The 21,727-nt window shown below is 57.4% G+C and carries 15 protein-coding genes; 8 read left to right on the forward strand and 7 right to left on the reverse strand.

All coding sequences use genetic code 11. The annotated features are described in order from the left end of the window. Nucleotides 1-39: 39 nt before the first annotated feature. From HMJ29_RS13875 to HMJ29_RS13890, 4 genes are all read left to right on the forward strand, one after another. A complete protein-coding gene (locus HMJ29_RS13875) occupies nt 40-717 on the forward strand; it encodes a response regulator (RefSeq protein ID WP_171592055.1) in 678 nt (225 codons plus the stop codon). A gap of 117 nt (nt 718-834) precedes the next feature. Further along, nucleotides 835-2,241: a sensor histidine kinase gene (locus HMJ29_RS13880; protein ID WP_171592056.1), complete on the forward strand. Its 1,407-nt coding sequence runs from the start codon at nt 835-837 to the stop codon at nt 2,239-2,241. Nucleotides 2,242-2,507: 266 nt separating this feature from the next. Next, nucleotides 2,508-4,115, forward strand: coding sequence for a SulP family inorganic anion transporter (locus HMJ29_RS13885; protein WP_171592057.1), 1,608 nt, complete (start codon nt 2,508-2,510; stop codon nt 4,113-4,115). Nucleotides 4,116-4,206: 91 nt separating this feature from the next. Then, nucleotides 4,207-4,851: a carbonic anhydrase gene (locus HMJ29_RS13890; RefSeq protein ID WP_171592058.1), complete on the forward strand. Its 645-nt coding sequence runs from the start codon at nt 4,207-4,209 to the stop codon at nt 4,849-4,851. A gap of 312 nt (nt 4,852-5,163) precedes the next feature. On the opposite strand, the gene HMJ29_RS13895 is transcribed toward HMJ29_RS13890, so the two are convergent. The 5 genes from HMJ29_RS13895 to HMJ29_RS13915 form a co-directional block, all read right to left on the reverse strand. Next, complete coding sequence (locus tag HMJ29_RS13895) at nt 5,164-6,690, reverse strand: glycoside hydrolase family 32 protein (protein WP_171592059.1); 1,527 nt, start codon at nt 6,688-6,690, stop codon at nt 5,164-5,166. Nucleotides 6,691-6,761: 71 nt separating this feature from the next. Continuing rightward, the gene (locus HMJ29_RS13900; protein WP_171592060.1) at nt 6,762-7,655 is read right to left on the reverse strand and encodes a carbohydrate kinase family protein; all 894 of its coding nucleotides are present in this window, start codon (nt 7,653-7,655) and stop codon (nt 6,762-6,764) included. A gap of 173 nt (nt 7,656-7,828) precedes the next feature. Continuing rightward, complete coding sequence (locus tag HMJ29_RS13905; RefSeq protein WP_244679248.1) at nt 7,829-9,166, reverse strand: sugar porter family MFS transporter; 1,338 nt, start codon at nt 9,164-9,166, stop codon at nt 7,829-7,831. Nucleotides 9,167-9,320: 154 nt separating this feature from the next. Further along, complete coding sequence (locus tag HMJ29_RS13910) at nt 9,321-11,042, reverse strand: RagB/SusD family nutrient uptake outer membrane protein (RefSeq protein ID WP_171592062.1); 1,722 nt, start codon at nt 11,040-11,042, stop codon at nt 9,321-9,323. 101 nt (nt 11,043-11,143) lie between these two features. Then, nucleotides 11,144-14,308 (reverse strand): SusC/RagA family TonB-linked outer membrane protein, encoded by a 3,165-nt coding sequence (locus HMJ29_RS13915; protein ID WP_171592063.1) that lies wholly within the window; start codon nt 14,306-14,308, stop codon nt 11,144-11,146. Between the two features lie 564 nt (nt 14,309-14,872). On the opposite strand from HMJ29_RS13915, the gene HMJ29_RS13920 reads away from it, so the two are divergent. Together HMJ29_RS13920 and HMJ29_RS13925 are read left to right on the forward strand one after the other, a co-directional pair. Next, complete coding sequence (locus HMJ29_RS13920; protein WP_171592064.1) at nt 14,873-15,460, forward strand: TetR/AcrR family transcriptional regulator; 588 nt, start codon at nt 14,873-14,875, stop codon at nt 15,458-15,460. A 66-nt stretch (nt 15,461-15,526) separates the two neighbouring features. Continuing rightward, nucleotides 15,527-16,297, forward strand: coding sequence for an SDR family NAD(P)-dependent oxidoreductase (locus tag HMJ29_RS13925; RefSeq protein WP_171592065.1), 771 nt, complete (start codon nt 15,527-15,529; stop codon nt 16,295-16,297). 174 nt (nt 16,298-16,471) lie between these two features. On the opposite strand, the gene HMJ29_RS13930 is transcribed toward HMJ29_RS13925, so the two are convergent. Next, nucleotides 16,472-19,255: a substrate-binding domain-containing protein gene (locus HMJ29_RS13930; RefSeq protein ID WP_171592066.1), complete on the reverse strand. Its 2,784-nt coding sequence runs from the start codon at nt 19,253-19,255 to the stop codon at nt 16,472-16,474. A gap of 156 nt (nt 19,256-19,411) precedes the next feature. On the opposite strand from HMJ29_RS13930, the gene HMJ29_RS13935 reads away from it, so the two are divergent. Both HMJ29_RS13935 and HMJ29_RS13940 read left to right on the forward strand, forming a co-directional pair. Then, nucleotides 19,412-19,837 (forward strand): Fur family transcriptional regulator, encoded by a 426-nt coding sequence (locus HMJ29_RS13935; RefSeq protein ID WP_171592067.1) that lies wholly within the window; start codon nt 19,412-19,414, stop codon nt 19,835-19,837. Between the two features lie 67 nt (nt 19,838-19,904). Continuing rightward, complete coding sequence (locus HMJ29_RS13940; RefSeq protein WP_171592068.1) at nt 19,905-20,423, forward strand: hypothetical protein; 519 nt, start codon at nt 19,905-19,907, stop codon at nt 20,421-20,423. A gap of 221 nt (nt 20,424-20,644) precedes the next feature. On the opposite strand, the gene HMJ29_RS13945 is transcribed toward HMJ29_RS13940, so the two are convergent. Beyond that, nucleotides 20,645-21,721, reverse strand: a complete 1,077-nt coding sequence (locus HMJ29_RS13945) for a UDP-glucose--hexose-1-phosphate uridylyltransferase (protein ID WP_171592069.1) — start codon at nt 21,719-21,721, stop codon at nt 20,645-20,647. Nucleotides 21,722-21,727: the final 6 nt, after the last annotated feature.

Below are 21,727 nucleotides of genomic sequence, written 5' to 3' on the forward strand. Positions count from 1 at the left end.
AGCTACCTTGGCCAGCCAAACCTGTGTATTGTTGACCCCATGAAAATTCTGCTGGTTGAAGACGAACCGAAGGTTGCTTCCTTCTTACACCAAGGCCTCACTGAACAACAGCACACCGTAGATCTGGCCCTGGAGGGGCTGCTAGGCCTGCGCCTGGCTTTGGCCGGAGGCTATGACCTGATAATTCTTGATACGCTATTGCCGGGGTTGAGTGGCCTGGAAGTATGCCGCCAAGTGCGGGCGCACGATGCGGGCACGCCCATTCTGATGCTCACGGCCCTCGGCGAAACCGACGATAAAATTCGGGGACTCGACGCGGGCGCCGACGATTACTTAGTGAAGCCCTTTGCCTTTCAGGAGTTACTGGCGCGCATTAGGGCGCTGGCACGGCGGCGGCATGAGGCGCCCGCGGCTCAAGCCCTGCTACGCCTCGCCGACCTCACGCTGGACCCTGCCAGCAAAGTAGTGCAGCGGGCCGGGCAGCCTATACAGCTCACGGCCCGCGAGTTTGCCTTGCTAGAGTATCTGTTACGCCAGCAGGGCCGCGTGGTTTCCCGCGTGGATATTCTGGAGCACGTGTGGGAAACCAATTTCGACACGGGTTCCAACGTCATCGATGTGTACATCAACTTCCTGCGGAAAAAAATAGACAAGGATTTCACCCCCAAGCTTATTCATACCCTGGTGGGGATGGGCTACGTGATGAAGGAGGAGTAAGCAACTGCCGGAGTAAACTGCCAGAAACAGAGTGGCAATAACAGCTGGTACCTTACTGTTCCTGACCACTGACAGGTACTGCACTGACAATAAGTTGCTCACAACCAGTAATCAACTATGACTATTCGCACCCGTTTGGCACTGCAGTTTGCGGCTATTCTGGCCGTTACCCTACTAGTGTTTTCGGTGGTGATATACTTTTTTACCTATCATTCCCGGCGCGAATTCTTCTCAGAAAGCCTCTTTGCCCGCGCCCGAATTGTAGCCCACGTATATCTCGATGGCACCAACCGCGGCGACCAGGATAGTCAGGCTTCTTACCGGCGCTATCTGCGGCAGTTCTACCGCACCCTGCCCGAAGAAGAGGTACGGGTATTTGATGCCCAAAACCACGTAGTATTTCAGGAAGGGAAGCCCGGGCAGCAGTCGAATTTAATTGGGTTTCTGGGGCTGGTGCGCAAAGATGGCCGCGAAGTGGTGCTGGAGTCTGACTACCGGCAAACAGTAGGCCTGTTGTACCGCGACGCCCACCGGGGCGACTTTGTGGTGGTGGCTTCTTCCGTAGATGCTGACAGCCGGCAGAAGCTTGCCGACTTACGGACCGTGCTAACCACTGGCCTACTGGCCACCTTCGTGATAGTGGGAATTGGAGGCTGGTTTTTTGCTGGTCAAGCTTTGCTGCCCATGCAACGCATTGTTCACGAGGTAGATAGTATTACCGCCTCTGATTTGCACCACCGTTTGTCGCAGGCTGATGGCCAGGACGAGGTATCGTTGCTGGCGCAACGCTTTAATCGTCTGCTCGACCGGTTGGAAACAGCCTTTGCCGGGCAGCGCACCTTTGTGCGGGATGCCTCCCACGAGTTGCGTACGCCCCTTACCGTGCTCATTGGGCAGCTGGAAGTGGCCCTGATGCAGCAGGAGCGTACTCCACAGGAGTACCGCCACGTGCTGCAAAGCACCCTGGATGCGGCCCGCCTGCTGAAAGACCTTACCAACGGCCTGCTCCAGATTGCCCGAGCCTCCGACGACCCCTCCCAGGTACCTCTCACCCTGGTGCGGCTGGACGAGCTACTGCTGCAGGCCCACGAGGAAGTTTTGCGCCGGCATCCTACCTGCCGCGTTGATCTGGACTTTAGTGAGCCCCAGGGGCCAGCGCGGATAGCCCCCTACACAGTGCGAGGGAATGAGGCACTGCTGCTTTCCGCTTTCCTGAACATATTGGAAAACGCCTGTAAATTCTCGGTGGGCCGGGCCGCTCCCGTAGTGGCTGCTTTGCGGGCGCCCGCGGGCCGGGTGCAGCTAGAAGTGCGCGACCAGGGAGTAGGCATGACCGACTTTGACCGGCGCCAGGTATTTGTACCTTTCTTTCGGGCTGATGCCGTCCGGAACGTGCCGGGGCATGGTATTGGATTGCCCCTCACGGCTAAGATTATGGAATTGCACCACGGAGAGGTGCGCGTAGAAAGCGAGCTAGGCCACGGCACCACCGTAGTGCTCGATTTACCGGCCGTGCTTAGCTGAAGTCAGCCCCACTATAGCACAAACAGTACCTTCAGGTATAACTCACTACTGCCAAGTAGGTAGCAAGCCTGACGGATGCAGCAGAGGCCCACGACAGAGCCGAGTTCAGGATGCTCTGGAAATGCTCGTAAGAGCTTGAATGCTATATAATTGTTGTTTTAATCCGCTTTTAACATTCTTTTAACACGGGCTTAACAACGAGGAAGTACACTTGCATTGAACCTTGCCAGCAATGCTTGGTAGCAGGTCCTGTTACTCCCCTCCGTATGCTAAAGACCCGTCAGGCTTCGTCGGCTAAAACCGCTGCCCTTACTTCCACCGGCCCCACAAATTACTTTAGCACCCTTAGCCAGGATGCCCCTTCGGGGTTAGTAGTATTCCTGGTGGCGCTGCCCTTGTGCCTGGGTATTTCGCTGGCCTCAGGGGCCCCCTTGCTGTCGGGCATTATTACGGGTATTGTGGGTGGAGTATTGGTTTCTTGGGCTAGCGGCTCGCAACTGAGCGTGAGTGGTCCGGCAGCCGGACTCACCGCCATCATGCTAGGGGCCATTCATACGCTTGGGTCGTTTGAAGCCGTGCTGGTGGCAACTATGCTGGCGGGTGGATTGCAAATAATTCTAGGGCTGGCCCGGGCGGGTATCATCGGGCTGTACTTCCCCACTTCCGTCATCCGGGGGATGCTGGCCGCTATTGGCCTGATTCTGATTCTGAAGCAGATTCCGCATTTCCTTGGGGCCGATACGGACTATTTCGAGGATATGGATTTTCTGCAGTTCAATGGTCAGAACACGTTTTCGGCTATTGGGGCGGCGGCAAACGCCATTAGCTGGGGCTCAGCCCTAATTGGACTGATATCTCTGGGAGTGCTGATTGTGTGGGACAGTCCCGCCGTGCGGAGCGTGAAGGCGCTTCGGCAAGTGCCTGGAGCCCTAGTTGTGGTGGTGCTGTCAATTGGCCTCAACTACCTGTTGGGCAATCTGGCTCCTGCCCTGCAAGTGCGGCCTGAACACTTGGTGAAGCTGCCCATTATCACCTCATTTGATAGTCTGGTAGCTGAGCTGCCACGCCCCGACTGGACTGCTCTCACCAAAACCTCTACGTACGTGCTGGCCTTTACCATTGCCATTGTGGCTTCTTTGGAAAGCCTGCTGAGCGTGGAGGCCGTGGATAAGCTGGACCCCCACAAGCGTACCACCCCGCCCAACCGGGAGTTGATGGCGCAAGGAGCGGGTAACATTGTGGCCGGCTTTTTAGGTGGCCTCCCACTCACAGCCGTTATTGTCCGTAGTTCTGCCAATGTCAGCTCGGGCGCCCAATCTAAAATGTCCTCGTTTATTCATGGCTTGCTGTTACTCGCTAGCTTACTATTTCTGGCGTCCGTGTTAAACCAGATTCCGCTGGCGGCTTTGGCGGCTGTGCTGCTGGTCATCGGCTTCCGCCTAACCAAGCCGGCCCTGTACCGCACGCAGTGGCAGTTGGGGTGGCAGCAGTTCCTGCCCTTCATTATTACCATTGCAGCCATTCTGTTCACTGACCTGCTCAAGGGCGTAACAATTGGCCTGGCAGTAGGCATCTTCTATATCCTGAAGGCCAATTATGAGTCGGCATTCTTCATGCACGAGGAAACACCCCGCCAGGATGGGCACGTGCACCTGAAATTAGCGGAGCAGGTTTCATTTCTGAATAAGGCCAGCATTGTAAAAGTGCTGAACGCCCTGCCCGATGGCTCGCGCGTAGTGCTGGATGGCACTGGTTCTGCATCCATCGACTACGATGTGCTGGAAGCCATCGAGAACTTCCGCCTCTCCGCTCCCGAGCGGGGTATCGACCTGGAGTTGCGCGCTATTCCTCAGGTGCATGTGCTAGGCCACTAAGCCGGGCAAGCCAAGCTACCTGATTAGTAGGTATATAGACAGTACTGTTCTTCGCGTAAACTCACTATCACCCACCCCTCAACCATACTGTATGAAAGGCATTGAGCCAATTCTGGAGAATAACCGCAAATGGGCTGATACTCAACGCGCTGCTGATCCTGAGTTTTTTACGCGTTTGGCCGATGGCCAGAAACCGCGCTACCTGTTCATTGGCTGCTCCGATTCCCGCGTGCCAGCCAGTGCCATCACCGGCACCGGTCCCGGCGACATGTTCGTGCACCGCAACATTGCTAACCTGGTGGTAAACACCGACCTGAATCTGCTCTCGGTGTTGCAATACGCTGTAGAGGTGTTAGGTGTGCAGGATATACTGGTGGTAGGCCACTACGGCTGTGGCGGCGTAGCGGCAGCGGCGGCTGACAAACAGTACGGTCTCATCGACAGTTGGCTGACCAATATCCGCGACGTTATCCGGATACATGAGGCGGAGTTTACGAGTATCAGTGATGAGCAAGCGCGCCTGCGCCGGCTCGTGGAGCTGAACGTGATAGAGCAGGTGCGTAACCTGTCTAAAACCAGCATCATTCAGAACGCCTGGAAAACCGGAAACCCACCCCGCCTGCACGGCTTGGTGTACGATATCAAAGAAGGGTTGCTAAAGGACCTGCAAGTGGAAGGCTCCCAGCTAGCCGAGCTAAAGAATGTTTACACTACTAACAAAGTGGCTCATTCATAATTGAACTGCAAGCAGGCAGGAAAATCAGCCGAGAAGTAAGAGGAGTGCATTTGGCGTAGCAAAGCGCTAAACACTCTTGGCTGGTCTATCTGCTTCAACCATATCATCGGGCGTAGTCTGAGGGGAGTGCGCCTTCGATGTGTGGAACCGCCGCAACCCCTTGGGTGCGGCGGTTTTTTGCTACTGTAGGGTGGAGCATCTCTTTAAGCCCGAAAGGCAGTGGCCTAGCGCAACTGCCGGGCATCAGCTACACACTAAAAAGCCGACTTTTCCCTGAGGAGAGTCGGCTTTTAGTTACGGCATTCGCGTGAATTATTTCACCGTGCCCGTCAGCGTAGAGTAGGAGAGGGCATCAACTGTCATGCCTGCCACAGAGCGTAATTTCAGCTGGGTAAAGGGCTGCTTCGGGAAGAAGATTTCCGTCATGGTGGTCAGGCCGCCATCAGCAAACAGCTCCACCGACGCCGCATCAAACAGTAGCGTGAGGTTAGCGGCGGGACTCGTCGCCAGGCGCGGGCCGGGGTGGCGCCCAGAGAAGGTGGAGCTGAAGCCGGAGAGGCCCGCTTGGCTACGGTCGATGAAGTAGTTATTGTCCTTTTTGTCGTAGCCAATTACCAGTTCTTCACCGCTGGCATTGGACAGCACTACAGCAAAATCCTGGAGCTGCTTGGTGCTAAGCTTGAGCTGAAACTGGGGGCTGGTAATCCTGAGTTTATCAGACAGGCCTAGCTCGCCTTTCACCGTCAGGTTCTTGAGCGTTTGGGCGGGTTGCGCCAGCTTCGTAACCTCCGGAACGGGTGTGGAGGTGAGGTAAAGCTCGGAGCCTACCTGCTTGAGCGCCAAGTCGCGTGGGGTGGTCATGGCGCTGCGCCAGGGCGAGGTAGGTGCTTGGTTAGCATACTCCCAGTTGCTCATCCAGCCCAGGAAAATCTTGCGGGCGCCGGTGTTTCCCCAGGTTACGCCGGCGTAGTTGTCCTTGCCCCAGTCTACCCACTTTTGGGTGGTGGTTTGGGGGGTGAAGGTGTTGCCATCAAACTGGCCTACGAAGTACTGCGTGGCCGAGCCGCCGTTAGGGCCGCCGGGGTTAATGCTCACCAGCAGCACCCAGTAGGTTTTACCATTGAGCGTAAGCGGAAACAGGTCGGGGCACTCCCACACGCCGCCGTGGGCGCCCAGCTTCTCTCCAAACTCACTGAGCTTGGTCCACTCTTTTAGGTTAGGGGAGGAGTAGAACGTGATGCGGTCTTTGGTGGCTAGTGTCATCACCCACTTCTTGGCTACCGGGTTCCAGCTCACTTTTGGGTCGCGGAAATCCTGAATGCCGGGGTTGGGCAGTACGGGGTTGCCTTCGTACTTCGTCCAGGTTTTACCCTCATCCAGGCTGTAGGCTAGGCTTTGGTTCTGGTGCTTCTGGGTGCCTTTCTTTTCCTCGTCTGCGTTGTGATGGGTGAAAATAGCTACCAGCGGCACCTGCCCGTTTTTGCCGAAGCCGGAGGTGTTGTTCTCGTCCACCACGGCGCTGCCCGAGAAAATCATCCCCAGCTTGTCAGGGAACAGGGCAATAGACTGCTCTTTCCAGTTTACCAGGTCGGGGCTGGTGGCGTGGCCCCAGTGCATGGGGCCCCACTCCATGCCCTCGGGGTAGTGCTGGAAGAACAGGTGGTAGGTGCCCTTGTAGTACACCATGCCATTGGGGTCGTTCATCCAGTGGGCCGCCGGCGTAAAATGGTAGGCGGGGCGGTACTGAGGCGTGGCCGGTGGCACGGGTTTAACCGTCTGGGCCTGACTGATTGTGGCTAAGCCAGTTAAGGAGAGGGCTAGGAGAAGAGCTTTTTTCATGCGGGTGGGAAGGAGAAACTAATAGGGAGTAGGCTTAGAAACTGCAGCCTGAAACGGACTTTTGAACTGGCCTACACGGGTTGGGCCGCCAGCAGTTCCGCCACATCACGCTCAGAGAATGCTGGGGTAGCACCCAAGTGAGTAGCAACCAGCGCCCCCGTAGCACACGCGAAGCGCAGCGCCTCTCCCGGCTCGGTGCCGGAAAGCCACCCTTTAAGCAGGGCGGCCAGAAATGCGTCGCCGCTGCCAATGGTGTCTTTTACCTCTACTGCAACGCCGGGCGCGCGGTAGAGCTGGTTGTTGGTCCAGAGCAGGGCCCCATCGGCACCGCAGGTAACGCACACGGCTCGCAGGTCAAAACGGGCCGCCAGCCACTGCATAGCCGTGGGGCGGTCAGTTGCTTCCCCAAACCATGCCATAATTTCGGCCAGTTCGTGGTGGTTCATCTTTACCAAATGTGCCTTCTCAAGCAAGTATTTCACCACTTCTTTCGTGTAGTGCGGGGGGCGCACGTTCACGTCGAAAACATTGAACCGGGCATGCTCCAGCAGCCGATACAGCGTTTCGCGGGTAGCAGTCTGGCGCGCGGCCAGGCTCCCAAATACAAACATATCGGCTTGCTCCACTAAGGTTTCCAGGGTAGCAGCATACTGAATGTAGTCCCAGGCAACGGGCTGCACAATTTTGTAGGTGACTTCGTTGGCGTCATCCACGTTGGCCTTCACTACGCCGGTGAGGTGGGTTTTGCCGTGTTGCACGAACTCGGTGCTGAGGCCTTTCGATTCGATAAAGTCAAGTAGCTCCGTTCCCAGATCATCATCACCGACGCGGCTAATGAGGTCGGCAGACAGGCCCAGCTGATGCAGATGCACGGCCACGTTGAAGGGGGCACCGCCGGGCTGCTTGCCCGAGGGCAGCACGTCCCAGAGCACTTCGCCAAAGCAGACTATATTCTTGTCAGACATGGATATCAGAAGTTGAGTTTTAGTAGAACGTCATGCAGGGTACCACCTATTTCCCGCGCTGATAATGTTTATCCGTCATGCTTCGGCTGCGCGGACGCCAGATCAAGCATGACGGGCTTATTGGGTGCGATAAACTGCTTAGCTTGACGTTCTTGTACGTTTGCTAAAGAGGTCTAGTGAATGACAAGCGTCTTTTCAAGCTGCTCCAGAGAGGTGCCTTTGGTTTCGGGCATCAGGCGCCATACGTAGAGCAGCTGCAGCACCATCATGGCGCAAAAGAAGGCGAAGGTGTGTCCTCCTCCCAGTTTCTCAGCCAAATAAGGGAAGGTAAAGGCAATGATAGCCGCCATAACCCAGTGCGTGGAGGAGCCCAGGGCCTGACCTTTTGCGCGTACCGTATTCGGGAATATTTCGGAGATGAATACCCAAATGACTGCGCCCTGTGAGAAGGCAAAAAAGGCGATGTACACAAACAGCAGCACCGGCACCAGCATACCACCCAAGGCGCTGAAATTCTGGGAATAGAAAGCCCACGACACCAGGCCTAGCGTAACAATAACCCCATACGAGCCGATGAGCATGAGCTGGCGGCGGCCTACGCGGTCAATGAACTGGCGGGCCAGCAGCGTAAAGGCGAAGTTCACGAGGCCCAGGCCCGCCGACGACAGCAAGGCCGAGCCCTTGCCTAGGCCAGTCATTTCGAAAATACGCGGGGCGAAGTAGATGATGGCGTTAATGCCCGATACCTGATTGAATACCGCGAACAGCACGGCCAGCATAACTGGGGTGCGGTATTGCTTGGCGAACAACGAACGGCCGCCTACCATAGCTTCATCAGTGGCATTGGTAGTCAGGATGCTGGTCACGTCTTCGTTGGCGGAAGCGGGGTTGATGAGGTGCAAAATCTGGCGGCCTTCCTCCACCCGGCCGCGCCCAATGAGCCACCGGGGGCTTTCCGGCACACGGAACAGCAGCACAAAGAACAGAGCCGCGGGCACCACCTGCACGCCCAGCATCCAGCGCCAATCCTGCTCGCCCACCCCCGTCAGGAGGTAGTTGGAGAGGTAGGCCACCAGAATGCCCAGCACAATATTGAACTGGAACATGCTTACCATGCGCCCCCGCGACTCGCGCGGCGACACCTCCGAGATGTATAGCGGCGCCGTAACCGACGACGCTCCTACGCCTAGGCCACCCAAAAAGCGGAACACCACAAACGCCAACCAGCTGTGCGTAAGCGCCGCACCCAGCGCCGACACGAAGTAGAGCACCGCAATCCAGATGAGCGTCTGGCGGCGGCCCAGCTTATCCGAAGGAACACCGCCGAAGATGGCGCCGAATACGGTGCCAATCAGAGCAATGGAAATGGTGAAGCCGTGCTCCACGGGGCTTAGGCTCCAGACCTGCTGGATGGCCTTTTCGGCTCCCGAAATCACGGCGGTATCGAAGCCGAACAGGAAGCCGCCCAGCGCAACCACCAGGGACCAGAAGAAAACGTTGCTATTTTTCACGGCGGGGAAATCAAGGGTGAAATGGTGAAGTGGTGAATTTGTGAGGTGGTGAAATGGTGGGTCTGCAGGGCAACCTTGCACGCATGGCGTCATTTGCGCAGCCTTGGCCAGGCGAAAGGAAAACTCACCATTTCACCACTTCACAATTTCACCTCTACCAGCCGGGGTTCTGCTTGTACAGACCTTTGCTGAAGTTAATCTGGTTGAGTGGAATGGGCAGGTACTCGTCGCGCCCTTTCGTGAAGCGGGCTTCTTTCAGGTACAGGCGCTTGGTCTTTTCCTTGTCGAAGTAGGTGTTCAGGTAGTCGCCGGCAATGCCCCAGCGCACCAGGTCAAAGAAGCGGTAGCCTTCCATGGCAAACTCCAGGCGGCGCTCAAAGCGCAGGGCTTCGCGGGCGTACTGCTGGTTCCATTGGGCAGCGGAATACAACCCGATTTTGTAGTTGGAGATGTTAGCGCCAGTGGTGGTTTTCAGGCGGGCCGTGCTGTTCTGGGCGCGCTGCCGAATCTGGTTGATGATGGGCAGAGCCTCAGATGCGCGGTTCAGCTCAATCAGGGCTTCAGCCTTCCACAGCAGCACGTCGGCAAAGCGGATCAGCGCCCAGTTCTTGGAGGAGTTCATGAACGGCGGCGTCTTCTGGAAGCTGGGGTCAGTGGGCAGCACCGTTTCCTTCATCGACATGTACACGCCGTACGTGTTCTGGTCGCGCAGCCACGAGGTTTCAAAGATGAACGACGGCAGGTACTTATAGGGGTGCGACGGAATGGCAATGGTGTGGTCGAGGCGCGGGTCAACGGTATTGGCCTGGAAATCAGCAGCGGTAGTCAGGTCCGAGTTGTTGAAGGTGGTGAACAGCGGCAGGCCCTGCGCATCCGTCTTAAAGGAGTTGACCAGGTTCTGGCTGGGCTGATGAAAGCCGCAGCAGCCGTAGTCGGGGTTCATAGGGTAATTCAGCTCGTTGCCGCGTTGGGTGCGGCCCTTGGGCGTACCATCGTTGCGCGAAAACTGAATGGCAAACACCGACTCCACGCCGTTGTCGCCGGCAGTCAGAAAGTTGGTGGCAAAGTCGGGGTGCAGCGAGTATTTGCCCGAGTTGATAACCTGGTTAGTGAGCGTTACTACTTCCTGCAGCTTGGCCTGGTCTACGCTCGTCACGGCGTGGTTGTCGTTCTGCACGTAGGCTTGGTAGAGTAGCGTTTTAGCCAGGTAGGCCTGGGCCGCCGACTTCGTAACACGTCCGGTTTCGGGCTGAGTTTCGGGCAGGTTGGCTACCGCAAACCGGAAGTCGTCGGCAATCTTGGTCCAGAGCGCATCATTGCTTAGGTCTACGTTCGATACCTCGCCGTACTTGTCCGTGGGCACCGACTGATCAATGTACGGCACGCGCTTGAACAGCTCCTTGAGCAGGAAGTAGTAGTGGCCCCGCAGGAAGCGCACCTCACCCTGGCGCACGGCCTTGGTGGGCATGGCGGCGGCATCTACGGCATCGAGGCGGCGCAGGGCATCGTTGCAGCGCGACACGCCAATGTAGAGCAGGAACCATAGCTCGTCGGTGTTGCCAACATCGACGCGGTTGAAGGTGAAGGTTTCGTAGAAGTGGAAAGCGTCTACGTCGGCGGTACCGTTGCCGCCCTTGTAGGCGTCGCCGCCGCGCACGTTGCCGTAGGGCCACATGGAGGTGTAGGGGGCGCGGTACACGTCGTTGCCGAGCTGGGAGTAAGCGGCAATAACCTGCTTTTCAATATTGGCGGGCGTGTTCAGCTGGTCGTCGCTGAGGGCACCAATGGGGGCCACGTCGAGGAACTTGTTATCGTTGCAGCCGGAAGCAAATGCGAGTAGCGACAGGGCCAACACGCTGGTTTTGAAGATTTTCATGGGAATTTAGATTAGAACTTAGAACCTAGATAGTAGAGCTTAGAAGGCGGCGACTATTGGTAGTAGCCTGGGGTCTGAGCTCTCGTTTCTGAGTTCTGATCTTAGAAGGAAACGTTAAGGCCGGTGGTGAAAATGCGCGGCAGCGGATACTGGTAGTTGGTCACTTCGGGGTCGGCGCCGGTGTACTCTTTGCTCTTGACCGTGAAGATGTTCTGGCCCTGCACGTACAGGCGCACGCCCTGCAGCTTAAAGCGGCTCACCAGGCCACTCGGCAGCGAATAGCCCACTTGCACGTTGCGCAGCTTCATGTAAGAAGCGTTTTCGATGAAGTAAGTAGAAGCGCGGCCCTCATTGTTGGTGTTGATGAGCGTAGCGGCCGGAATGGTAGAGCCGGTGTTGGTCGGCGTCCAGGCATCGAGCAGGCGCTGGCCCCAGTTTTCACCCGAGGCAATCGACGAGAAATCGGTCCGGAATTTGGCGTTGTTGAAGGCATACAGGCCCTGCACCCCCTGAAAGAACACCTGCACATCGAAGCCTTTGTAGCCTGCGCTCAGGTTGAGGCCGTAGTTGAAATCGGGCACACCTTCCGTAATCCAGGTTTGGTCGAAGTTGTCTACTTTGCCGTCGCCGTTCAGATCTTTGTAGCGGATGCGGCCGGGGGCGGCGCCCACCTGCGTAGGCCCGCCGCTCACTTCGGCGGAGTTCTGGTACAGGCCATCGGCCACGTAGCCGTACACGGCATTAATGGAGTGGCCTAGGCGGGTTACATCCTGGCCGTTGCCGCCATAGGCATTGATCACCTCATCGGGCAGGTAGGTGAGCTTATTGCGGTAGGTAGAAAGGTTGCCCGTGATGCCGTACGTCAGGCCGTTGGTCAGCTCGCTTTGGTAACTGAGCAGGAATTCCCAGCCCTTGTTCTGGATGGAGGCGCCGTTCACAAACTTGTCGCCGCCTTCACCCACTACGGCCAGGAAAGGCAGATTCACCAGAATATCCTTGCTGTTCTTAACGAAGTAGTCAACCGAGCCCGAGAGCTTGTTCTGCAGCAGGCCAAAATCTAGGCCTACGTTGGTCTGAGTAGTGGTTTCCCATTTCAGGCTGGGGTTAGACCGCTGAAAGCGCCGGTAGCCCGAGGGCAGGTTGGTATCGTTGCCGTAAATGTCGTAGGCCGTGCCGTGGTCGTAGTCGAAGTTGGGGTCCAGAGTACCCAGCAACGACTGGTAGAGGCCCCGCGAGGCAAAGTTGGCAATGTCCTGGTTGCCGGTCTGGCCCCAGCCAGCACGCAGTTTCAAGTCCGACAGGAACGGTACCGCGTCCTTCACAAACGTCTCCTCGCTCAGGCGCCAGCCCGCCGAGAGAGCCGGGAATACCCCAAACCGCTCATCTTGCCCGAAGCGCGAAGAACCGTCGCGGCGGATAGTGGCCGAGAGCAGGTAACGATCGGCGAAGGAGTAGTTGATTTTGCCGAAGTAAGAGGCCAGGCGGTAAGCCGTGGCTCCACCGCCGTTGTCTTTGTTAGCGGCACCAGCATCGAGGTAGGCGTAGTTAGGGTCTTCGCTGGCAAAGTTGGTGCGCGAGGCGTAGCTGCTCTCATCATAGTAGCTGATGCGCTCGGTGCCGGCCACGAAGCCCAATTGGTGCTTGCCACCCAGGGTCATGTCGTAGTTCAGGGTGTTCTGCCACACCCAGTTGCCCCAGAACCGGTTGTTGTCGGTTACGCGGTTGTTCTGCTCCGACAGGAAGCCCGCCTTGTAGGTCTTATAAATCTGGCGGTACTTGAAGAGGCTGTAGTCGATGCCGAAGCTGGTGCGCAGGTGCAGGCCTTTCAGTATCTCCGCATCGGCAAACAGGTTACCAAACACGCGGCCCGTGTTCGAGCGGTTCTGCTGGTTGTCGGTGAGCAGGCGCAGCGGGTTGTCCCGGTCGCTCATGCCTGCTACCGGGCCACCCCAGCCCACACCATCCACGGTATGCACGGGCACAATGGAGGGCAGCTGCGTAGTCCGGTCGCGCACCAGGTTCAGGTCAAACTCTGCCCGCTGCGACTTCACCACCGTCAGGTTTTCGCCTACTTTCAGCTTGCCCTCCAGGAAGTTGTAGTCGGAGTTGATGCGGGCCGTCATGCGGTCGAAGCTGGTGTGCTTCAGGGTGCCGCTGTTGTCGTAGTAGTTCAGCGAGAATAGGGCGCCGCCCCGCTCACTGCCGCTGCTCAGGCTCAGGTTGTAGCTCTGAATCAGGGCGTTTTGCTGCGTTTCCTTAAACCAGTCGGTATTGGAGGCGCGCTGGGTTTTATCGGCGTCAATGAACTCCGGCACCGTCACGCCGTCCAGCACGAGCTTACCGCCGGCGTCGCGGTGCGTCTGGAAGTTGTAGTAGGGGAGGCTGGGCACGGTGCCATCGTTGATGGCGGCCTGACCATACACGCGGCCGTAATCCTGCGTGTTGAGCAGCTTAATGTGCGGACCGGGCTGCTGCACACTGAAGAAGGTGGAGAAGTCAACCCGGGTGGCGCCTTTCTTGGCCTTCTTAGTCGTGATGATGATAACGCCGTTGCCCGCCCGTGAGCCGTAGATGCTGGCCGCCGACGCATCTTTCAGCACCTGAATCGACTCGATATCGTTCTGGTTGATCTGGTTGATGCCTTCCTTGGTCGGGATGCCGTCGATAACGTACAGCGGGTCGTTGTTGCCCAGCGTGCCAATGCCCCGAATACGCACGGTAGCGGCGCTGCCCGGGGCACCGTCGGTAGTAATCTGCACACCTGGTACGCGGCCCTGCAGGTTGCGCGTCACGTCATTGGAGGCCATGTCTTTAATTTCCTCCGTCTTCACCACGGCCACGGCACCCGTCAGGTCGGCTTTGCGCTGGGTCTGGTAGCCGGTCACGACCACTTCATCCAGAGCCGCCGCATCGGGCGCCAGCGTGATGTTGAAGTTGCCACCTGCTACGGCTACCTCCTGCGACTTGTAGCCCACGAAAGAGACGAGTAGAGTGGTAACATTATCGGGCACCGACAACGTGAAATTGCCGTCGTTATCGGTGGAGGTACCGATGGCGGTACCCTTGGCAACGATGGTTACCCCAGGCATACCGGCGCCGTTCTCATCGAGCACGCGGCCCTTTACCGGAACGTCGGCAGTGGTACCGGGGGCCGGTGTAGCGTGGCCTAGTGCAGAGGCCTGCGAGGGCGCAACGGTGGCCAGCGGCAAGGCGGCGAGCAGCGTGAGTCCGGCGGCCCGACGCAGCGAGGGTACGGTGTGTTTCATGTGGGAATTAGAAAGAGAAGTGTGGGACAATCTGGCAGCACTCAGGCAGGAGAAGCCATGACGCTGATGGGTTCTACATAGGCTACTTATGGTCCACTAGTACCCACTGGTTAGAGTCAGGAAGGGAATACCTATCCCAGTAGCAGAGCCGAAGAACTGTTCCAAATATCCGGGAGTATCAGAGCACAGGCTTACTCTATTCACTCAAAGTCTTTTGAATTTGTGTCAATATTGATTTGTGTTATATAATATTGTAAATCAACAAATTGTATTGTGTTTAATGGTTTTGTTACAGCCCATGATTTTCGTTTTTGATACCTGTTTTTAAAAATGATACATGGGTTTTGACATGTTGTGACGGCACTATATCATGATGAGCTGCATAGTATTGGAGGCATGCCTGCCTACCAAGGCCGTGACCTCACGCACCACCTGCCAGCAAGCCGATATATCACCTGCGCGGCACCATGTTGCTAGGCCACTCTAGCAGGAGGTGAAAAGCAACTTTATTTTTGACCTTTCGTTCAAATATCTATCTTTGCCTCCTTACTTCTCCGCAGTGCTATGGCTCGCCCCGCCAAATACGACCGTGATGTGATGCTAGAAAAAGCCCTGGACCTTTTCTGGACCAGGGGCTACGAAGCCACGTCGGTGCAGGACCTGCTTACTGGCCTAGACATTCACCGCGGCACGCTCTACGACTCCTTCGGCGACAAGCACACGCTCTATCTAGAGGTGCTTGATTTCTACCAGAAGAAAGTAGGCGCTAAGCTGCTGACTATTCTGCAGCAGCCCGGCTCAAAGAAGGCCGCTATCCAGGCGCTGTTTCAGACGATGGTCAACAACTTCGCTACTGACAATGGGCGTCGGGGCTGCCTGTACACTAATGCCACCATGGAGCTGAGCCTGTGCGATGAACAGGTAGCGGCGAAAGTTGCCCTTAGTCAACAGCAGCTAGGGCAGGGGTTACTGAAGGCGCTCCAGGAAGCCCAGGCGGCGGGGGAAATACCAAGCCGCTCACCCCAGGAGTTGCAGGTGCTGGCCGCTTTCCTGCTCAATAATCTGCAGGGCTTGCGCGTACTGGCCCGCACCCATGAGAATGTGCGGGAGCTTCATCAGATAGCGAAATTGGCCCTGGCCGCCCTCGATTAATTTTTTTGTCTTGTTTTTGACCGATTGGTCAAATTCGTTTTTTCTCTTTTCATCTTACTCCATCTCATGGAAAACGTACAAAATTCAGGGAGGCCGCTTGCCGGCAAAGTAGCCATTGTAACGGGCGCCTCACGCGGAATTGGGCGGGCGGTGGCCGAGCAGCTAGGCCAGCAGGGCGCGGCAGTGGTGGTCAACTACTCTCAAAATGCCACTAAAGCCGAGGAAGTAGTAGCGGCCCTCATAGCCCAAGGAGGCCGGGCGCTGGCCGTGCAGGCCAATATCGGTAACGCTAGTGATATACGCCGCCTGTTTGAGCAAACCCAGCAGGAGTTTGGCCGCCTTGATATTCTGGTTAACAACGCCGGGGTTGCGGGAGAGCCAGCGTTCGGCTCCCTCGATGAGGTGGGCTTTGCGGCCTTGTTTGATGTGAATGTGCGCGGCGTGCTGTTTGCGGCCCAAGAAGCTGCTGCGCGCTTCGGCCCTGATGGTGGGCGCATCATCAACTTATCGTCGGTGCTGGGCAGCCGCCCCTCCACCATGAGTGTGGCCTACGGAGCTACCAAAGCGGCGGTTGACTCTATCACCAAAAGTCTGGCGGCGTTGCTGGGGCCGCGCGGCATTCGGGTAAACGCCGTAGCGCCGGGCCTAACGGCCACCGACATGGCCAGTGGCTTCCCGGAGGAAGTACGCAACTACATTGCCCAATCTACCGCCCTGGGTCGGTTGGGCAATGCGGGGGATATTGCCGCGGTAGTAACGTTTCTGGCCAGTGACGCCGGCAGCTGGATTACGGGGCAAACCCTCTACGCCGATGGCGGAAACTGGGGTGCGGCCTAAACTATATCGTGTGCTGGCTTCGAGGAAGCACGGGAGCCAACAGGCCGCCGGATCAAACATGACGGAGGCATAACACCGCACCTATGCAATAGAGCCCTTAATAAAAAGTGGAAGGCTGCATCAAGCCTGCTGATTCACCATTGCGAATCAGCAGGCTTGATGTGCTACAGCCGGCTAGCCAGCTGTGGTATGCATGGCCCGAAACTCAGAGGGCGAAACTTGGTAGCGTGCTTTGAAGCTGGTAGAGAAATACGAGGGCGAGGAAAAGCCAAGCTGGTAGGCCACTTCGGCAATGGTCAGCTCATCATCGAGCAGGAGCTGGCGGGCTTTGGTAAGGCGGATTCCCTGAATAAAATCAGTAACGCCGGTGCCCAGCACGGCCTTTACTTTGCGGTAGAGCTGCACCCGCGAAATACCGAGGCTGCGAGCCACATCCTCCACGCTGAGCTCCGAGCGGCTAAGGTTAGCTTCTATAATGGCCGTGAGGTCGGCCAGGAACTTCTGGTCTACGCGCTGCGGAGCCACTGTAACGGTGTCTACGGAAAGCTCCCGCCGGAAATGCTCCCGCTGTTTCTCGCGGTTGGCAAGCAACGTGCGCAGGCTTTCGAGCAGAAACGTGGGGTTGAAGGGTTTAGTGAGGTAAAGGTCGGCGCCAGCCTGCACGCCTTCTACCTGCTGCTCGGGGGCATTGCGGGCCGTAAGCAGCACCACTGGTATATGGGAGGTGCGCCAGTCGCCTTTTAGTTGGGCTACCACTTCCAGGCCACTCAGCTCGGGCAGCATCACATCGCACACAATCAGGTCAGGGATTGACTCCGCGGCCATTCGTAGGCCAGTAGCCCCATCGAAAGCCGTGCTTACCTGGAAGTGTGGCTGCAGCTTCTGCGCCAGAAAGGCGTTGACTTCGGGGTTATCCTCAATAACGAGCACCAGGGCTTCGCTGCTGGCGCCCGTCGCAAGTGTGCCGGCAAGGTCTGGTGCTAAGCCCGGGTTGGTAATGCCTTCATCAAGCGCGAATGCCGGCGAAACCAGGGCAGATGGGCTATCAGAACGCAGGGTAGCGGGCAGCTCCAGGGGCAGCGTTACCACGAAGGTGCTGCCCTTGCCGGGCTGGCTGGTGAAGGTAAGCTGGCCTTGGTGCAGGCGAGTGAGACCCAGCGCCAGGGCCAGGCCCATGCCAGAGCCTTTCGCCACTGACTGCTGGCCTTGGTAAAACCACTCAAAAATGTGGGCTTTGTCTTCATCTGAAATGCCGCTGCCGTCATCTTCCACGCTTATGCGCACCGTGCGGTCGGCGGGCAGGGGCTGAATGCTGACGGTGATGTGGCCCCGGTCGGGCGTAAACTTTAGGGCGTTGCTGAGCAGATTAAAGAATACCTTATCCAGAATGTTCACATCAAACCAGAGCGGAATAACCGGCTCTGCGGGCAGAAAGCGTAGACTAATGCCGCGCTGCCGGGCTGGCCGCTCAAACACATCCATAATCTCGCGCACAAACGCCACCAGGTTGCCCTCGGTAGCGCGCACGGGCATTTTGCCCACATCAATCTTGCGGAAATCCATGAGCTGATTAACGAGTTGCAGCAGGCGCTGGGCATTGCGCCGGATGAGGCCCAGGTCCTGGCGCTGGGCGGCGGGCATCTCCGGGCCGCTGGTGAGCATTTCCTCAACGGGCCCCAAAATAAGTGTAAGCGGGGTGCGCAGCTCGTGCGAAAAGTTGGTAAAGAAGCGAAGCTTGGCCTCCGTCTCTACCCGGGCCCGCTCCGCAAACTCCTGAATCTGGTTGCGCTGCGAGAGTATTTCCTGATTCTGCTCGCCCAGCTGCCGATTGATGCGCCGGTTGGCCCGAAACGCCCGCCACACCAGCAGGCCTAGCACGCCCGCGCCCAGCAGCGCCGCCGCCAATACGTACAGCACCGTTTGCTGGCTGGCGTAGGTGTCGCGCTGCTGCTGTAGGAGCCGCTGCTGGCGCTGAATGTCCTGCTGCTGGCTGGTGAGCTTTTCGGTCTGGAGCTTCATGGTGAGCACGTTGGTCGAGTCGATGACCATGGTGCTGAGCGTGTTCTCTTTCTCGTAGGTCTCTTTGCGCAGAATTTTCATGGCCGTCCGGATGGCCTCTTCCCCGCCGGGCGGGTACAGCATGGTAGCCGCCAGCACGCCATCCTGCACAAACTGCAGGCCTCCGTGCGGCCCCGGCAGCCCATCAACCCCAATCACCCGAATGCGCTGATCAAGGCCCAGCTTCTTACAGACCTGATAGGCACCCAGGGCCATGCGGTCGTTGTGGGCAAAAATCAGGTTGGTTTCAGGGTGCTGGCGCAGTATGGTGGGCAGGCGCGCCATTACGGAGGGGCGCTTCCAGTCGCCGTGCACTTGAGCCACTAAGTGTAGGCCAGGGTAGGAGGCCAGTGCCTGTGCAAAGCCCCGGTGCCGATCTACGGCCGGAGAGGCGCCGGGCGCGCCCAGCACCTCCAGCACGTTGCCCCGGCCCTGCAGCAGGTTGCCTACGTAGTTGCCGGCGGCCTGGCCCACCTCCAGGTTATTGCCACCCACGTAAGCCGTGTAGAGCTTAGACGTGGTACGCCGGTCAAGAATCACGACGGGAATGCCCCGGTTAAAGGCTTCTTCTACGATGGGCGTAATGGGCTCAGCCTCGTTGGCGGATACGATGAGCAGATCTACCTTTTCCCGCAGGAACTCCCGGATCTGCTTTTCCTGCAGCCGGCTGTCATCGTGGGCATCCTTGATGCGAAAGCGCACTTCGGGATAAAAGCTCAGCTCCTTCTGCATGCCCGCCAGCATAGCCTGCCGCCACGCATCGCCATTGGTACACTGCGAAAAGCCGATGGTGTACTTGGGAGGTGGGGTAGAAGGGGAGCAGCCCACCAACCACAGCAGAATGCCGCAGCATAGGCCGCAGAGCCTAAAAAACGCCGGTAGGAAAGAACAACGATTCATGGGAATTAGAGGAGCGGACACCCAAGTTTCGCATTTCTTCGCAATAAGCCCGCGAAGTGCCGCTAACCGGAGCTCAACTGACGTCAACTTAACGGCCGGAATCTGTGTTCTCTCCTCAAGAATAGCCCCGCATATTCGCCGTATCTTTGTAGTTCTATGGCAAGTTCTGACCGTATTTCACAAACCCTCGTTCGCCACGAGCTGCGCCAGACGCCCGTGCGCCGGGCCGTGCTCCAAACGCTGCTTGATTCCTCCTTCGCCCTTTCGGGGAATGAGATTGAGCAAAAGATTGGGAGCGAGATTGACCGAATCACGCTGTATCGCACCCTCAAAACCTTTGAGGAAAGCGGTCTGATTCATCGGGTGATTGATACCAGCGACACGGTGCGCTACGCCGCCTGCTCTATTGAATGCAGTGCCCACGAGCACTTTGATAACCACGTGCATTTTAAGTGTACCAATTGCCAGCACATTTACTGCCTTAACCAGGTAGCCATTCCGGCCGTGACGCTGCCCGCTAAGTTTGAGGCTAAAACCCGCGACTACCTGCTGGCCGGGGTGTGCCGCGAGTGCCAGGAATAACGAGCCGTTCAGCCGGGCTGCTGGCCCTTAAAACGGGATATATAGTTGTATTTCGCAACTTGGCCCCATGTGGCGTATCCTAATACCCTTTGAAACAGTAAAGCGCCAACTGTATAGCTGGCGCTTTTGCCTTGTCCTGTTTCTGCTACTGCTGGCGCAGAGCGTGCAGGCGCAGGTGCCACAGGCGCTGGTAGGGCGCTGGGCGCTGCAGCAGATTTCCTTTGAGGCCCGTAGGCCACTGCCCGATTCATTGCAGCAAAAGCTGTTCTACAGCCCCGCCGGTGAAACCAACTCTGCCGTGAAGGAAGGCACGCTCACCGTACAAATAGAGTTCCGGGCCGATGGTACGTACCGCTACGAGATGATTCGGGAGAAGCAGCCCTTCTACACAGAGCAAGGCCGCTACCAAGTAAAAAACGGCGTGCTCACCAGTTACAGCGCAGACACCGACCACTCAGCCCCAACCCTCGACACTCAGGCAATTACAAAGCTGACGCGGAAAGTACTGCAAGTGGAAATTCCTATCTGGAAGCCGGAACAGAGGGTGTTCCAACAAATTCGCTACGTACGGCTAGCCAACCGCTAGTGGCCTGAAAAGGGGGAGCCAAAAAGCTTTGGTCAGTTTGCATTGGCGAAAGACAGCTTAGCTGAATACTGCACTAATTTGGTTGAATCCATCAGCCCTGTACGTCATTCTGATGCAGGAAAGATCCTCTCAGCAGTGCACAACTAGCCTAACGCCTCGTGCTACTATGAGAAGATCTTTTCTGCGTCAGGATGACATGCTGTCGAAACTGATAGTAGGGTCTAGGCCTGTTCTGGTGCTGGAGTTACATCCGGCTGTTGCTTGTAGTGCACATTGGACTGCTCCCGCAGGCGCTGGGCAGCGTACTCGGCCGTAATATCGCGCTGGGCATTGGCTAGCAGCTCATAGCCCACCATAAACTTACGAACCGTGGCTGAGCGCAACAGGGGTGGGTAGAAGTGCATGTGCAGGTGCCATTCCGGGTGCTCCTGCCCATCGGTGGGGCGCTGGTGCAGGCCAGCGGAGTATGGGAAAGAGGTCTGGAAGAGGTTGTCGTAGCGGATGGTGAGCTGCTGTATGGCTTCGGCCAGCGCATCTTTCTCTTCGTCAGTGAGTTGGGTGATATCCTGCACGTGGCGGCGGGGTACCACCAGTGTTTCAAAGGGCCAGATGGCCCAGTACGGCACCAGCACCACCCAGTGCGCATTCTCAAATACGATGCGCTGCTGCTCTTGGCCTTCAATTCTCAGATAATCAGAGAGCAGGCTGCGGCCGTTCTTTTCAAAGTAAGCCAGCTGCTGGGTTGTCTCCTTAGCGGGCTCACCGGGTACGGTGCGCTGCGCCCAGATTTGCCCGTGCGGGTGCGGGTTAGAGCAGCCCATCACCTGACCTTTGTTCTCGAATATCTGCACGTAGTTGATGTCGGGCCGGGCCCCGAGGGTTCGGTACTCATCGGTCCAGACATCTACCACGCGCCGGATGTCCGATACGCTCATTTCCGGTAGCGTCAGGTCGTGCCGTGGGGAGAAGCAGATAACGCGTCCCACTCCCGACTCCGCCTCTGCCCGCAATAGGCCCCCAATGTCGGTAGAGCCGGTAGGTACCTCGGGCGTAAGGGCGGCAAAGTCGTTGTCGAATACGAACGTGCCTTCGTAGTTGGGGTTTACCTCTCCATTAGCGCGCGTGTTGCCGGGGCAGAGGTAGCAGGTAGGGTCGTAGGTAGGGCGCTGGCTACGGTCAGGGGCTTCCTGCTGACCCTGCCACGGCCGCTTAGAGCGGTGCGGCGACACCAGAATCCATTCGCCATTTAGCGGGTTAAAGCGCCGGTGCGCTTGCTCTTTCGGATTGAACTCACTCATGATCTA

Source organism: Hymenobacter taeanensis (assembly GCF_013137895.1).
GTDB lineage: Bacteria > Bacteroidota > Bacteroidia > Cytophagales > Hymenobacteraceae > Hymenobacter > Hymenobacter taeanensis.

What these genes read in the sequence shown, in the direction of transcription:
- HMJ29_RS13875 (WP_171592055.1), top strand. Translation starts at nt 40, where the DNA reads ATGAAAATTCTGCTGGTTGAAGACGAACCGAAGGTTGCTTCCTTCTTA.
- HMJ29_RS13880 (WP_171592056.1), top strand. Translation starts at nt 835, where the DNA reads ATGACTATTCGCACCCGTTTGGCACTGCAGTTTGCGGCTATTCTGGCC.
- HMJ29_RS13885 (WP_171592057.1), top strand. Translation starts at nt 2,508, where the DNA reads ATGCTAAAGACCCGTCAGGCTTCGTCGGCTAAAACCGCTGCCCTTACT.
- HMJ29_RS13890 (WP_171592058.1), top strand. Translation starts at nt 4,207, where the DNA reads ATGAAAGGCATTGAGCCAATTCTGGAGAATAACCGCAAATGGGCTGAT.
- HMJ29_RS13895 (WP_171592059.1), bottom strand. Translation starts at nt 6,690, where the DNA reads ATGAAAAAAGCTCTTCTCCTAGCCCTCTCCTTAACTGGCTTAGCCACA.
- HMJ29_RS13900 (WP_171592060.1), bottom strand. Translation starts at nt 7,655, where the DNA reads ATGTCTGACAAGAATATAGTCTGCTTTGGCGAAGTGCTCTGGGACGTG.
- HMJ29_RS13910 (WP_171592062.1), bottom strand. Translation starts at nt 11,042, where the DNA reads ATGAAAATCTTCAAAACCAGCGTGTTGGCCCTGTCGCTACTCGCATTT.
- HMJ29_RS13915 (WP_171592063.1), bottom strand. Translation starts at nt 14,308, where the DNA reads ATGAAACACACCGTACCCTCGCTGCGTCGGGCCGCCGGACTCACGCTG.
- HMJ29_RS13920 (WP_171592064.1), top strand. Translation starts at nt 14,873, where the DNA reads ATGGCTCGCCCCGCCAAATACGACCGTGATGTGATGCTAGAAAAAGCC.
- HMJ29_RS13925 (WP_171592065.1), top strand. Translation starts at nt 15,527, where the DNA reads ATGGAAAACGTACAAAATTCAGGGAGGCCGCTTGCCGGCAAAGTAGCC.
- HMJ29_RS13930 (WP_171592066.1), bottom strand. Translation starts at nt 19,255, where the DNA reads ATGAATCGTTGTTCTTTCCTACCGGCGTTTTTTAGGCTCTGCGGCCTA.
- HMJ29_RS13935 (WP_171592067.1), top strand. Translation starts at nt 19,412, where the DNA reads ATGGCAAGTTCTGACCGTATTTCACAAACCCTCGTTCGCCACGAGCTG.
- HMJ29_RS13940 (WP_171592068.1), top strand. Translation starts at nt 19,905, where the DNA reads ATGTGGCGTATCCTAATACCCTTTGAAACAGTAAAGCGCCAACTGTAT.
- HMJ29_RS13945 (WP_171592069.1), bottom strand. Translation starts at nt 21,721, where the DNA reads ATGAGTGAGTTCAATCCGAAAGAGCAAGCGCACCGGCGCTTTAACCCG.